This window comes from Streptomyces sp. NPDC026206, from assembly GCF_040638465.1.
In the GTDB taxonomy this organism is placed as follows: Bacteria; Actinomycetota; Actinomycetes; order Streptomycetales; family Streptomycetaceae; genus Streptomyces.
In genome coordinates this window covers 16,530-29,982 of the sequence record NZ_JBEZYL010000025.1, presented here as the reverse complement: position 1 = coordinate 29,982, position 13,453 = coordinate 16,530, and the positions used below count along the sequence as shown (strand labels likewise).

Annotated in this window: 11 protein-coding genes; 5 read left to right on the top strand and 6 right to left on the bottom strand. The window is 70.2% G+C overall.

Annotated elements, in window-relative coordinates; genetic code table 11:
- Positions 1-61: 61 nt before the first annotated feature.
- Positions 62-1,189, top strand: coding sequence for a substrate-binding domain-containing protein (locus AB0F13_RS25790; RefSeq protein WP_362086936.1), 1,128 nt, complete (start codon positions 62-64; stop codon positions 1,187-1,189).
- A gap of 109 nt (positions 1,190-1,298) precedes the next feature.
- Here AB0F13_RS25790 and AB0F13_RS25785 read toward each other — a convergent pair whose 3' ends face one another.
- Positions 1,299-2,144, bottom strand: coding sequence for an NAD(P)H-binding protein (locus AB0F13_RS25785; protein WP_362086877.1), 846 nt, complete (start codon positions 2,142-2,144; stop codon positions 1,299-1,301).
- Positions 2,145-2,275: 131 nt separating this feature from the next.
- On the opposite strand from AB0F13_RS25785, the gene AB0F13_RS25780 reads away from it, so the two are divergent.
- Complete coding sequence (locus AB0F13_RS25780; protein ID WP_362086874.1) at positions 2,276-2,773, top strand: MarR family winged helix-turn-helix transcriptional regulator; 498 nt, start codon at positions 2,276-2,278, stop codon at positions 2,771-2,773.
- A gap of 558 nt (positions 2,774-3,331) precedes the next feature.
- Here AB0F13_RS25780 and AB0F13_RS25775 read toward each other — a convergent pair.
- Together AB0F13_RS25775 and AB0F13_RS25770 are read right to left on the bottom strand one after the other, a co-directional pair.
- Positions 3,332-4,183: an NAD(P)H-binding protein gene (locus tag AB0F13_RS25775; RefSeq protein ID WP_362086871.1), complete on the bottom strand. Its 852-nt coding sequence runs from the start codon at positions 4,181-4,183 to the stop codon at positions 3,332-3,334.
- Between the two features lie 329 nt (positions 4,184-4,512).
- On the bottom strand, positions 4,513-7,887 hold the full coding sequence (locus AB0F13_RS25770; protein WP_362086868.1) for a hypothetical protein: 3,375 nt from the start codon (positions 7,885-7,887) through the stop codon (positions 4,513-4,515).
- A gap of 457 nt (positions 7,888-8,344) precedes the next feature.
- On the opposite strand from AB0F13_RS25770, the gene AB0F13_RS25765 reads away from it, so the two are divergent.
- Together AB0F13_RS25765 and AB0F13_RS25760 are read left to right on the top strand one after the other, a co-directional pair.
- On the top strand, positions 8,345-8,983 hold the full coding sequence (locus AB0F13_RS25765; RefSeq protein WP_362086865.1) for an NAD(P)H-dependent oxidoreductase: 639 nt from the start codon (positions 8,345-8,347) through the stop codon (positions 8,981-8,983).
- A 412-nt stretch (positions 8,984-9,395) separates the two neighbouring features.
- Complete coding sequence (locus tag AB0F13_RS25760) at positions 9,396-9,905, top strand: hypothetical protein (RefSeq protein WP_362086862.1); 510 nt, start codon at positions 9,396-9,398, stop codon at positions 9,903-9,905.
- A gap of 132 nt (positions 9,906-10,037) precedes the next feature.
- On the opposite strand, the gene AB0F13_RS25755 is transcribed toward AB0F13_RS25760, so the two are convergent.
- The 3 genes from AB0F13_RS25755 to AB0F13_RS25745 form a co-directional block, all read right to left on the bottom strand.
- Positions 10,038-10,565: an RICIN domain-containing protein gene (locus AB0F13_RS25755; RefSeq protein ID WP_362086859.1), complete on the bottom strand. Its 528-nt coding sequence runs from the start codon at positions 10,563-10,565 to the stop codon at positions 10,038-10,040.
- Positions 10,566-10,636: 71 nt separating this feature from the next.
- Positions 10,637-11,200 (bottom strand): RICIN domain-containing protein, encoded by a 564-nt coding sequence (locus AB0F13_RS25750; protein WP_362086856.1) that lies wholly within the window; start codon positions 11,198-11,200, stop codon positions 10,637-10,639.
- Between the two features lie 240 nt (positions 11,201-11,440).
- On the bottom strand, positions 11,441-11,692 hold the full coding sequence (locus AB0F13_RS25745) for a hypothetical protein (RefSeq protein ID WP_362086853.1): 252 nt from the start codon (positions 11,690-11,692) through the stop codon (positions 11,441-11,443).
- A 183-nt stretch (positions 11,693-11,875) separates the two neighbouring features.
- On the opposite strand from AB0F13_RS25745, the gene AB0F13_RS25740 reads away from it, so the two are divergent.
- A complete protein-coding gene (locus AB0F13_RS25740) occupies positions 11,876-13,330 on the top strand; it encodes a glyceraldehyde-3-phosphate dehydrogenase (protein ID WP_362086850.1) in 1,455 nt (484 codons plus the stop codon).
- Positions 13,331-13,453 lie beyond the last annotated feature (123 nt).

The window sequence follows — 13,453 nt, the reverse complement described above, 5'->3', positions numbered from 1 at the left end:
AACCCGCTCCGCTGACATCCCTCCGCAAGGAAGACCCGTGCACACGAACCGCAAGACCACACTGGGGGCCGCGGTCGTCCTGGCAGTGGCCGCCGCCGTCACCGTCGGCTGCGAGCGCGGTTCGTCGACCGGCACTGCGCCCCTGCCTCCCGGGCCGGCGAAGGCCGGCTGCCCTGCCACCCTGGCCAAGGCCGAAGCGGCCGTTCAGCAGGCCGAGAAGACCGACTCCGCATGGAACGGCCCCACCAGTGGCCCCCCTGCAGTCCCCGGTAAGACCCTCGTCTATGTCGCACAGACCATGACCAACCCCGGCGTCGCGGGCACCGCCAACGGCGTGCGGGAAGCCGCGAAGTCCATCGGCTGGAACGTCCGGGTCATCGACGGCCAGGGCACCCCCGCCGGCATCCAGGCGGCGTTCAGCCAGGCCGTGGCCCTCCGGCCGTCAGGCATCGTCATCGGCGGCTTCGACCCCCACCTGACGTCCCGCCAGGTCATAAGGGCCAACGCGGAACACATCCCGCTCGTCGGCTGGCACGCGGTCGGCTCCCCCGGCCCGAGCAGGGACCCCGCGCTCTTCAGCAACATCACCACCAGGGTCGAGGACGTCGCAAGGATCAGCGCGGACTGGATCACCGCACACTCCCATGGCAACGCCGGTGTCGTCGTGTTCACCGATGCCTCGATCCCGTTCGCCAGGAACAAGTCCGAGCTGATCAAGAAGCAACTCGCCACCTGTGCCGGGGTGAAGCTCCTGACGGAGGAGAACATCCCGATCCCGGACACGAGCAGCCGGACCCCCCAGGAGGTCTCCGCGCTCCTCTCCCGCTTCCGGGACAAGTGGACCCACTCCGTCGCCATCAACGACGTGTACTTCGCCGACGCCGCCCCGGCCCTGCGCGCAGCACGCAAGAAGGGCGCCGCCGCCCCCTTCAACATCGGCGCCGGCGACGGCGATCCCTCCGCCTTCCAACGCATCAACAGCAGGCAGTTCCAGGCAGCCACCGTTCCCGAGGCACTCGCCGAGCAGGGCTGGCAGATCGTCGACGAGTTCAACCGTGCCTTCTCCGGCAGGCCCGCCAGCGGATACGTCGCCCCCGTGCACGTCGCCACGGCTGCCAACAGCGGCGGGGTCACTGCCTGGGACCCGCCCGGCTATCGCGCGGCCTACCGGAAGATCTGGGGCAAGTAGGGCAACGGCCACGCGGCGCCAACACGCCGTGGCCGGCCTCTCAGTGATGCGGGGCCGACCGTCCTTGATGAACGCGGTCCCGGCCAGGCCCGGCCGGTCCCGGCCAGGCTCAGTTCCGGATGAAGGCGGCGGCGTTCTCGCGGGCCCACTGCTCGAAGGTGCGGGCCGGCCGGCCGAGGAGGGTATGGGTGGTGTCGGCGATGGCGGCCGGACCAGCGGATGCGGCGGCAGCCCAGAGAGCGAGCAGGGAAGCGGCCATCTGAGCGGGCATGTACTGGCTCATCTGCTGCTCGGCCTCGGCGTGAGTGATCGGCACCATGGGGATGTCACGGCCGAGGATCCCCGAGAGCACGGCGAGCTGCTCACGGAAGGTGAGTGACTGGGTGCCGGTGAGGGTGATCGAGCGGCCCTTGAGAGAGTCGCCGGTCAGGGCCTCGGCCGCGATGTCGGCGATGTCGGCGGGGTGGATCGGCGCGATGTGTGCGTCCGGATAGGCGAGCTGAACCGGCATGTTCCGGCCGATGAGGTAGGCCCAGCCGAGGGCGTTGCTGGCGAAGGCGTCCGGGCGCAGGAAGGTGCAGGTGAGGTCCGAGTCGGCGAGGGCACGTTCGACCTTGAGGCTGTGCGAGGCGAGCGGGTCGGTCCCGGCGTCGGGACCGAGGACCGAGGATGAGGACAGCAGGACGACGTGCTCGACACCGGCGGCGTCGGCGGCCTTGATCAGGTCATGGATGCCGCCGGGCTCGGGGTAGAGGAACACCTGGCGGACGCCGCGGAGCGCGGCCGGGAAAGTCTCCGGCCGGTCGAGGAGGAGCTCGGCGACCTCAATGCCGGCCGGAACGGCCAGCTCGGCGGGGTTGGCGCTGGCGGCCCGGACGGACAGGCCCGCGGCGTGGAGGCGGTTGAGGACCGCCTGGCCGACCGTGCCTCGGGCGCCGGTGATGAGGATGGTCATGGTTACTCCCGGAGGTTCAGACACAGGACATTCGCCTGGGCTTGCATGTAGATCTACACATGCATGCAACCATGCACATATTTTCATGTCAACACATGCCTTCTGAATCTCACGGATATAAGGTGGGACACGTGACGACGAACAAGCCAAGAACCCACGACGAGCTGCTGGACGCCGTGGGCCCGGCGTTCTCCAAGCTGCGCCGCACCTCACTTCTGGAGGTCGAGAACCCGATCTCGGCGAAGGACCTGAGCCGAACGCTCGTCCTCAACATCGTTCTGGAGCACACCCAGGGCTCCGGCAAAGAGATCACCGTCGGCGCGGTGGCCGAACTCCTGGGCGTCGACCCCTCGGTCGCCAGCCGCATGGTCACCGACAACATCAAGGCCGGCTATCTGATCCGTGCCGCCTCCCAGCAGGACGGGCGCCGCACCGTCCTCCAGCTCAGCGCCGAGGGCACCGAGCTGATGGCCCGCTTCCGCCGGCATCAGCGCGAGGCATTCGAATACATCACCGCCGGCTGGCCGGACCACGACCGCCTGGAGTTCGCCCGCCTGATGCTGCAATACGTCGACTCCCTATCCGACCTCCGCAACCGAGGCCTGACCACCGGCGCCAAGGACTCCTAGCCGACGCCGGCCGGGTCCGACATCCGCCGCGAGCCAGGCCGGGCCGCGAGAACCACAACTCCTTGTTCAGGCCTCCGGCACGGCCTGGAAGTGCAGCTCGACCCTGATGGTCGTGCCGCCTCGGCACCGGAAACGCCCTGGCCGCAACGCCTTCACTCACCTTCTGCGGAGCTCTCAGGGCGCCGTGAAGATCACGGAGTGCGGAACCGTTGCCCCTCCGAACGAGCCGCTTTCGCCAGGGCCGAGAGATGCCTGGGGGGGAGCAGCTGTCGTCCCGGAACAGGACGGCCACGGCGTCCGTCCTGTTGTCCACCACACTTCCTCCGCCGTCCAGCGGGAGGCACGTATCGTTTTCAGGGTCGCCGATCGTTTCCCTGAATCCGGTGTCCGCTCTCGTGAAGAAGAGGCTTCCCGACGCCGCCTGAGCACTGGTGTGAATCGACGAGGGCCGATGGTCGGCCTGACTCGCGCTCCCGACCGGCTCGACGACCTCGCGGAACGGGGTGGGACTGGGGCAGGGACAGGGCGGGGGCAGGGCGGGACAGGGCAGGGCAGGCGTCAGCGGAAGTCGTCCGCATGGTCGCGAGCCCACTCCTCGAAAGTGCGGGCCGGGCGCCCGGTGATGCGCCCGACCTCGTCGGTGATCAGCGGATCGGTTCCGACGGACGCACCGAAGTAGTCGATGAGCTGGGCGGCAGCTTCCTTCGGGAAGCCCGTGGCGCTCAGTGCTTCGGCAGCCGCCTCCGGGGAGACCGTCTCGAACCGGATCCCGCGACCGATGGCGCGCCCGATCCCGGCCACCTGCCCGGCCACGGTCACCGCCTGGGGGCCGGTGACGTAGGGGGCCTTGCCGAGGAGATCGCCACCGCGGTCCAGCAGGGCGCGGGCGGCCACGGCCGCCAGGTCGTCCTCGTGGACAGGCGCGGCGACCGCCTCCGGGTGCGGGCCGCGGACGACGCCATCGGCCTTGATGTCCTCGGCCCACTGGAGTGCGTTGGTGGCGTACATCCCGCCGCGCACGAAGGTCCACTCCAGGCCGCTGGCGCGGACCGCCTGCTCGGCGGCGGCGTGCATGCGGGCGATGAAGTTCTCGTTGTCGGCGGGCGTGCCGGTCACCGCCAGCGAGGAGTTGAGGACGATGCGACGCACGCCCGCTCTGACGGCGGCGTCGATGACCTGGCCCGCCGCCTCGCCGCCCGCCGCGAGGTTCAGGTAGAGCGACCCGGCACCTCTGAGGGCAGGTTCGAGGGACGCGGGGTCGGTGAGGTCGGCCCGTACGGACTCGGCCGCGGCCGGCAGCCCGGCGCGCTCGGGCTTGCGGCTCAGGGCACGTACGGACGCACCCTCCGCGAGAAGCTGACGGACGAGGCTGCGTCCGATGTTGCCGGTCGCGCCGGTTACTACGATCACACGATCACCCTCCTGATCAGGTCGAGTCATGCACCGCGTGGGCCATGAGCCTTGGCGGCGTGCTCGGCTCCTGCCGGCAGTGGCCTGCCGTACACGCATACAACGAACAGGTCGCTCAGTTGTTCCAGCCACCGAGTGGAGCCGAGGTCGCCTCCCGGCGCGTTTGCGGCACCCGAACTGTCAGTGCCGGGGCCTACCGTGACGCCATGGCTTGCTTGAGCTTTGATCGCTATTGCTCCGAGATCGTCGCCCGGACCGGTCTCCTGAGGTCCTGCGTCGAGGGGAGTCAGGACGCTGATGCGGGCGTCGCCGGACCGTAACGCCCCGCACTACTCGTCGGCGGTGACCAGGGCGAGGGCCGCGTCGCGGATGTCCGGGTGCGGGTGGCGGCGCAGCGCGCGCAGCCGCTCGCGCCAGTGCACCGCCCAGGCTGTGCGGCGGCCGCCGGTGGCGGTGAGGGTGACGGCGAACAGCCCGGCTGCGTGGCCGCCGTCCTCGGCCAGGGTCCGGGCAGCGTGGCCGAACGCCTCCTCGTCGCCGTTCCGGGAGGCACGTAGCCGCTGGTCGAGCGCATCGGCCGTACGGACCGCGAGCGCGGGCCTGCCCTGGTGGAGCCGGGCCAGGCGCGTCAGCTCCGCCGCCAGCGCGTCCGGCGCCGCGTCCAGGTCGAGGGTCCGGGCCGACAGTTCCACCGCGTCGACGATGAAGTCCGGTGAGCCGCCGAGGAGTTCGGTGACCGCGTGTGTGACGGGCAGCGTGGTGCGGTGGTTCCAACGGCTGCCCTGGGCCAGGTCGGCGACGATGTGCCGGACGCGTCGGCGGGCGGGACGGTCGCGGTCCGGTTCCGCGTCGGGTGTCCCGGCGCAGGCGTCGGCGGCGATCAGGGCTGTGAGGGTGCGGGTCAGGGGTGTGACGTCCGGGGTGCCGGACGGGCCGGTGGCGACCACACGGCACAGTGCGGTGGCCGCGGCCCGCCAGCCGGTGCGGTTGTCCAGGTCGGTGACGACGTCCACGAGCGTGCCTGCGGCCTCCGGTACCCAGCGCGACCACTGCCCGAGCGCCCCGTACCCGGCTGCCGCGACCTCGGGATCGTCCGTGCGGCACAGGGCGTGGATCAACTCCGCGTAGCGCGTGCGGTGCCGCTCCGGCAGCTGGTACGGCGAGGTGCCGAGCACCGCCAGCCGCAGCTCTCGCCGCCCCGTCACGGCTGCCTCAAGCGGCGCCCACGACTCCTGGCAGTCCAGCAGGCCCGTCACGACGGCCACACAGGCGGCCTGGACGTCGTGGTGCTGACCGGGGTGCGCGCAGGCCTCGGCGAGCAGGGCGGCCGCCTCCCGCACCGGCAGTGCGCCGGCCACGAGCCGGGCCGCTTCCTTGCGGCTGGTCACCTTCACGCCACTGTCGGCGAGCAGGAGCCCGCGCAACGCCCCGGCCAGACGGGACGGCGCGACGAACCGGCTCACACGGGTCGCGGCGTACACCGCCACCCTGGCGCGGTCCCCGCCGGCGTGGGCGAGCAGCGCCGGCAGGTGGTCCCCCGGGCGGTCCGTGTGCGCCATGGCGGCGAGCGCGGCCTCGGCCAGCGGCACCTCCGCGCTGTCGGCGTACCGCTGCAGGAGCTCGGTCCCGTGCCCGGGGATCCACGCGGCCGACAGGATCGCTTGGACGCGCCGGTGGGTATCGAGCGAGGAGTCGTCCGCGGCGCGAGCGAGCAGCCGCGCGGCGGCGGCCCGCTGACGCGGCGCCCAGCGGACCGTGTGGGGCCCCACGAGCGGCAGCCAGTGGCTGCTCTCGGTCAGGAAACGCCCGTACGGCGGGGTGTCGCCCAGCACGACATCCAGCAGGTCCGTGCGGCGGCTTGTGAGCGTCCGGAGGACGAGGGGCTGCGTGGCGAACGAGACGTCGAGGGCGAGGAGCTCGGTCAGGCGGTCGTCACGGGATTTCGGGTCGTCCAGCCACAGCCACACGGCCTGGGACGCCGTCCGGTCGTCGCCGTGCCGGATCGCCCGCCACAGGAGGTCCTGCAGCTCGGGTACGGCGTGAGCGCGCCGCCCGAGCGCACGGGCCTGGTCGAGCGCCGGCGCGTAGTCGGCCCTGGACGCGGCCGCTTCGATGGAGGGGAGCAACGCGTCGAAGACCTCGCGCTCCTGCCCGCGCCGCAGCCCCACGAGCCGCGGGCAGCTGGCGGGGAACAGTCTGGTGAGCGTGCGCAGCGCCCAATTGGTCAGCTTCTTCTCGCCGGTGTCCGCATGCTCGCGCAGCAGGGCTTCGGCCAGATTGCCCAGGGCGGAGATGCCGTTCCAGGAGAGGTCGCGGGCCGCGAGCGCGTCCGTCGCGATGCGCTCGAGGTGGGGCGCGGCCGCGTCGGTGAACAGCGACGGCTGGATGCGGGCGAGCGTGATCAGCGCCGGGGAGCGCACCGGGTCCTGTTCGTTGCGCAGCCGGCCCAGGCCTTCCGCGAGGAGCTCGGTGACGACGGCCGCATCGCGCGTGCGCGCGGCGTTGCGCAGCAGCAGCCGGTAGGCGTACGCCCGGTCCTCGGGCACGGAACGGCGGGTCGCGGCGAGCAGTTCCGGCCGTGCTTCTGCCACCGGCAGGAACGAGACGGCGGCGAGGATCCTCTGCCAGGAGGCGCCGTACTCGCGGGCCTGCGCGGCCATCCGCCGTGCCTCGGCCTCGCGCCGTGCCCGCGGCAGCACCTCGAGGAGGTCCTCCGACAGCACGGCGTGGCCGGTGGCGCGGCCGGCCATGGCGGCGTCGTAGCAGGCGGCACGCCGGGACGGGGCCATCCTGCGCAGCAGGTGCGTCAGCGCGCGCTCGTCGGCGCCGAGCACGCGGGCCAGTTCGGTGAGTTCGGGTGGATCGTGGCGTACGAACCTGCGCAGCAGGGGTGAGCCGAGCCGGCGGAGTTGCCCTGTGCCGCGTTCGGGATCGAGCAGCAGCCGGATGGTGCGGCCCGGGTCCGCGGCCGCCAGTCTGCCGATCTGCTGCTGGATCCGCCAGGGCAGTTCCTCGTGGCACAGCCGCTCCACCAGATCGAGCACCCGCAGGGGCTCTGCCTCGACTGCGGCCGCCACGCTCGCCCCGTTCGCCTGCCACCAACCGCACCGCGAGGCCTCCGGGACCGCCGTGAGCTGGCTCTCGGCCGCATCGAGGATCGCTGCGGCGTGGTGGCGGGCGAGCCCGGTCCAGCCGGTGACGGCGTGGAAGAGTCCGGGCAGCAGTTCCGCGACGGTGTCGGTGCCGCAGCCGGGCAACAGCCTGGCCGCCTCCGCGTCACCCCAGCGCGCACGGACGGACCGGACGAGGGCATCGGCGAGAGCGGTGCGCCGGCCGGCGACGACGGCGTGCGTCAGCCGGCGCCGTACGACGGCCGGGGCGTCGTCCATCGCCGCCGTCACGGCGGCGTCCGGTATGCGGCCCCGCCGGACGGCGGAGACGGCGTGGTGCCTCACGACCGGGTCGGGGTCGGCAAGGCGGGTCTCCAGCCAGTCGAAGTCATGACCGGCTTCGGCGGCCAGCGCCGCGAGCCCCCGCTCGTATGCCCCGCGCCGCGCCAGCTCGGCCACCACCGCGCCCAGTTCCCCGCTGCCGCTCAGCTCCCTGGCGCGGACGGCCGTGTGGTTCAGGCGTCGGGGGTGCGGCATCGGTTCGATGGCGGCGAGCAGCTCGTCGACGAGCACGACCGCGGACTTCTGGATCATGCCGGGAATTCTCGCCGACGCGTCCCCCTTCGGCCCAATCCTTATTGAGGGGGCTCCCGTCGCCGGATGACCCTGGAGGGTTCATGTCGCAGCAGGCCATGGACATCACGCACCGGCCGGCCTCCAAGCACGGAGACCCGGACTCGTACGGATGGCTCGAACCGGTGGAGGGCAACGCGGCAGTGGTGCACGCCCTGTGCGAGCAGTCCTCGGTTATCGTCGGTCACGACTGGGGGGCGACCGCCACCGCCGACTCCGCCCTGGTCAGGCCGGGCGTCTTCCGTGCGGGCCCGCCCGGACAGCTGGCCGGCCGACCAGCACCTGCGTCTCCGTCACCTGCCGGGAATAGCACCGGGGGTTGGAGAGTTGGAAGCGAGGAACTCACCTACTCCCCCGGGCGGCGGTCGGCGTCACGACCGTTCAGCACCCGCACCCGGGGTCCAAGACCGGAGCAGACATGACCACCGACACGACCCCTGGCACGGACCGCTCGTTCCTCTTCGTCCTCGGCAGCTCCCGCCCCGACGGCAACACCGAGATCCTCGCCCGGGCTGCCGCCGAGCAGTTGCCCACCGGTATACCGCAGCGCTGGGTGGACCTGGCCCGGCTGCCGTTGCCAGACTTCCAGGACGGGCGGCACGAGACCGACACCTGGCCGGCCGGGGAGAACGAGGAGACACTGCGGCAGGCCACCCTGGAGGCCACCGACATCGTGATCGCCTCGCCCCTGTACTGGTACACCCTCTCCGCGCACACCAAGCGCTACCTCGACTACTGGTCGGGCTGGCTGACGGTGCCCGGCTCGGACTTCAAGGAGCGGATGGCGGGCCGGACCCTGTGGGGAGTGACGGTCATGGCGCACGACGCAGAGGTCGTCGCCGACGGCCTGGTGACCAGCCTCAACCACACGGCGGCGTACATGCGGATGCGATTCGGCGGAGTGCTGTTCGGCAACGGTTCCCGGCCCGGCCAGGTCCGGGACGACGAGCGGGCGGCGATCCGCGCCAAGACCTTCTTCGAGCGTGAGGCCCCGCTCGCCCGGTTCCCCTTCGAGCAGCAGGCCGACCGGCCGGCACCAGGCAACATGACCGCATGAACAGAGATCTCCCCTCCCCCGCCAGGTCAAGGTCATCGACACGGACACCCTGCTGACGTTGGAGGCGCGGGCATGGTCGCTGGAGCTGAATCAGAGCGCGACGGAGAACAGGTCGTGAGCATGCTCGATGTCATGCCGGACGACTTCGGACCCCTTCCGGCAGTGTTGACCCGCAGCGAGGGAAGGGGAGTTCGAGAGCTGCTGAACTCGGCGGGAAGTGTCCGAGAACGGGCCGAAGGCGTCACGAGTGGCCGGGGCCGGGGCCGGTGACCGTGGGCTGCCTTCCGGTGCCGGCTTCGGGGCCTGCCGAAGGCAGCGGTGACGAGCGGAGTCCGGGGCGCTCGGCAGATCGGCGAATGGGGCATACGAAACCGCTGGACTCCTGGTCAGGACACCTGTCAGGCTCCGTCTCGTGGAGATACTCGATGTCCTGACCGACGTGGCGAGGACGGGCCGATTGGGCCCGGTGTTCAGCGGCGCCCGCTGGAGCGATGTGACCGCGGCACTCGGAGAACCGTGGGATGTGGGAACGATGGGCCAGTGCGGAGAGTGGCCGCGTCTCTTCGCCTACGGAGACCTTGAGCTGAGCGTCTGCACCTGCCGCAAGGTCTCTCTCATCTGCCTACAGGCCTGGCGGGACACCGTCGAGCTCCCCGCGCCGATCGCCGGTGGGACGAGCGCGTTCCCCGCGGCCATCGGGTACCCGGACGTGGTGTCCGCCCTGGACAAGGCCGGCTGTCCCTGGCAGCCCTACCCTGCGCTGACTTTCGGCGACCAGTGCGCGCTCGTGGCGACGCCGTCAGGAGCGACGTTCACCTTCGAGATCTTCGACGGTGGGGTACCCGAGCTGAACGTCATGGGGCTGCCAGGCGACGGACACGACTGCTCCGGCCATCCCCCACTCCAGCACATCGGTCGGTGAGGCCCACGAGCCACCCATGGTGGGGAAGGGGAAGGTCGATGCGGCGGGCTCGCCCAGCTCGACAAGCCGGTCGGCGTTGGTGAACTGCCGAGGCGCCTGCACAGCAACCGCCGTGTCCGCCGCTGCGCACCGTCATTGATGGATCAGCCACGCTTGTGCGGTGTTGCCGCTGGTGCAGCGGTACGTCTGGATCCGCGCCCCGTCCTCCCACGATCCGGCGGCGACATCGAGGCACCGGCCGCCGATCTTCGAGACCACTCTCACCGGAAGGGGCGTCGGGATTGCACCGGCAACGTTCCATGACATGCCCGAGGTGTTGGTGCAGTCCCATTGCTGGATGGGCGTCCTGTCGGCGTTCCTGCCGTCCGTGACGTCCATGCACTTGCCGCTCCGCGCGTTCAGCCATTGGTAGTTGCCACCGCCGAGAGCGACCGGCGCCCACTGCTGTTCGGGCTGTCCGTTGCAGGTCTGCTGTATGACCCGCGCGCCATTGTTTTCGTACTCGGCGGGAGACAGCCCCGCGCACTTCCCGCTGCCGTAGTTGACGATGGCGAAGTAGTTCGGGCCGGCCGCCTGGGCAGGTTGCCCGGTTGCCGAGAAGGCGGTACCGGACACTGCGACCGCCAGAAGAACACCGGCCACGCTATGCCGCTTGTTCATGTTGTTCCCTCCAGGTGGAGCGAGGATGGTGCCGGGGCGGGCGGTAGCCGCGACCGCTGTTGTGCGGGCTTTCAGGAGAAACCGATGGTCCAGCGTTGCGCGAGGGTCCCGTTGCAGCCGAAGATCTGCACGGCCAGGCCCTCGTCCGACTGCCCGCCTGGCACGTCGATGCAGAGGTTGGTGTCACGATGACCCGCCCTCGACATCAGCGTCACGACGTCGGGCGGCGGTGACGAGCTCTTCCACTCCTCGTTGCTGACCGTGGTGCACTCCACCTGGGCGATGGGTGAGCGGGCGGCGACCGGACCGTTCATGTACATACACAGGCCGCTCAGCTGATTGATGAGGTGGTAGTTGCCGCCCGAGAGCCGGAGGAACTGCCATTGCTGCGCGAGGCTGCCGGTGACGCAGGTCGCTTGCACGATCGCCACCTCGCCCGTGGATCCGCCTGCGGGCTGGAGGCACTTGCTGTTACCGATGTTCTTGATGGGATTGAAGACACCGGCGGAGGGCGTGACGGCTGAGGCCTGCGCTGGTTGCGCATGCGCCGGTGTGGCGGTGGCGGCTGAACCTGCGCCGGCCAGCAGGGTCGCGGCGACGAGAGCACCGAGTCTGTTTCGCGAAGCGACACGCATGATTTCCAGATACTCCTTCGACGAGTCGGCTTGTCGTGCCAAGAACCGTGCGGCTCGGCGCAATACCAGTGGCCCAACAGCCGTCGAAGGATTTGATCGACGATGTTTCCGCATGTCCGAGCCTTCGAAGGCTCGATAAGACAGCGGCATTGCGTCCAGATCTCGACGAACTTTCACAGTCGGGCAGTCGGCCCGGTACCGGGCTGCCCGTGGACAGCATGGTCCTGCGGCAGGCGCCTGTCACGTCCTGTTCAGGTCAGGAGGCCGGACGTACGCGGAGGTCGTCCGTCGGATCCGGTCCGCCTCCAAGGCCGGCTCAGAGCCCGTAGCGGCGGCGGCCACACCATCGCGGCTCGCCCGGTAGACGATCAGGACCGTCGACCAGGTGATCGCCCCGGAGGGGGAGCAGCTCCCGGACTCGTTCCACCGCCTCGCGATGCCGCGGCCACGGTCGACACGGATCACATCGGTGCCGAGGCCGACGAGGGTCACGCATGGGCATATACGGACAAACAAACACAACCTAGTACGCCTTTACGCCGCATATGGGCTTATTTCACTCTCCGGCGCGACCATGGGACCCGATCACGGCATCCCGTTCAGGTGGCACCGGTTGAATGATCAAAATGGCATGGGGTTAGCATATGAGCGCCGCCTAGCTCGAAAGATGGACCTGTGACTGTCAACGAGGACTCGTTCACAAACTGGAAGAACCGCGAAGAGATCGCGGAGTCGATGATCCCGATCATCGGGAAGCTGCACCGGGAGAGGGACGTCACGGTCCTGCTTCACAGCCGCTCCTTGGTGAACAAGTCGGTGGTCAGCATCCTCAAGACCCACCGATTCGCCCGGCAGATCGCCGGTGAGGAACTCTCGGTCACCGAGACGCTGCCGTTCCTGCAGGCTCTCACCACGCTCGATCTCGGCCCTTCCCAGATCGACATAGGCATGCTCGCCGCGACGTACCGGACCGACGACCGCGGTCTCTCGGTGGAGGAGTTCACCGCCGGGGCCGTCGCCGGCGCCACGGGTGCCAACAAGAGCGAGCGCCGCGAGCCGCGCGACGTCGTCCTCTACGGGTTCGGCCGCATCGGCCGCCTCGTCGCCCGCCTGCTCATCGAGAAGTCCGGCTCCGGCAACGGCCTGCGGCTGCGCGCCATCGTCGTCCGCGGGGGCGGCGGCCGGGCCGCCGAGGATCTCGTCAAGCGCGCCTCGCTGCTGCGCCGTGACTCCATCCACGGCCAGTTCCAGGGCACGATCACCGTCGACGAGGCGAACAACACGATCATCGCCAACGGCAACGAGATCAAGGTGATCTACGCCGGTGACCCGTCGGAGGTCGACTACACGGCGTACGGCATCAAGAACGCCATCCTCATCGACAACACCGGCAAGTGGCGCGACCGCGAGGGCCTGTCGAAGCACCTGCGCCCCGGGATCGACAAGGTCGTCCTGACCGCCCCCGGCAAGGGTGACGTCCCCAACATCGTGCACGGCGTCAACCACGACATGATCAAGCCGGACGAGCAGATCCTGTCCTGCGCCTCCTGCACCACCAACGCGATCGTCCCGCCGCTGAAGGCGATGGCGGACGAGTACGGCGTCCTGCGCGGCCACGTGGAGACCGTCCACTCGTTCACCAACGACCAGAACCTGCTGGACAACTACCACGGTTCCGACCGCCGCGGCCGCTCGGCGGCGCTCAACATGGTCATCACCGAGACCGGTGCCGCCTCCGCCGTCGCCAAGGCGCTCCCCGACCTCAAGGCGCCGATCACCGGCAGCTCGATCCGCGTCCCCGTGCCGGACGTCTCGATCGCGATCCTCAGCCTGCGGCTCGGGCGCGAGACCACCCGCGAGGAGGTCCTCGACTACCTCCGCAACGTGTCGCTGACCTCGCCGCTCAAGCGCCAGATCGACTTCATCAGCGCCCCCGACGCGGTCTCGAGCGACTTCATCGGCTCGCGCCACGCGTCGATCGTCGACGCCGGCGCCACGAAGGTCGACGGCGACAACGCGATCCTGTACCTGTGGTACGACAACGAGTTCGGCTACTCCTGCCAGGTCATCCGCGTCGTCCAGCACGTCTCCGGGGTGGAGTACCCGACCTACCCGGTTCCGGTGGCCTGATCTCGGCGGTCCGTCCGGTCCGGTGTCCCGGCCGGCGGGGTGGCAGTGGTGCGGCAACCGATTCCGATCGGCATCCGGTTGCTCTCCCACCGCCCCCGCCGGCCGCCACCGGCAGTGGAATGG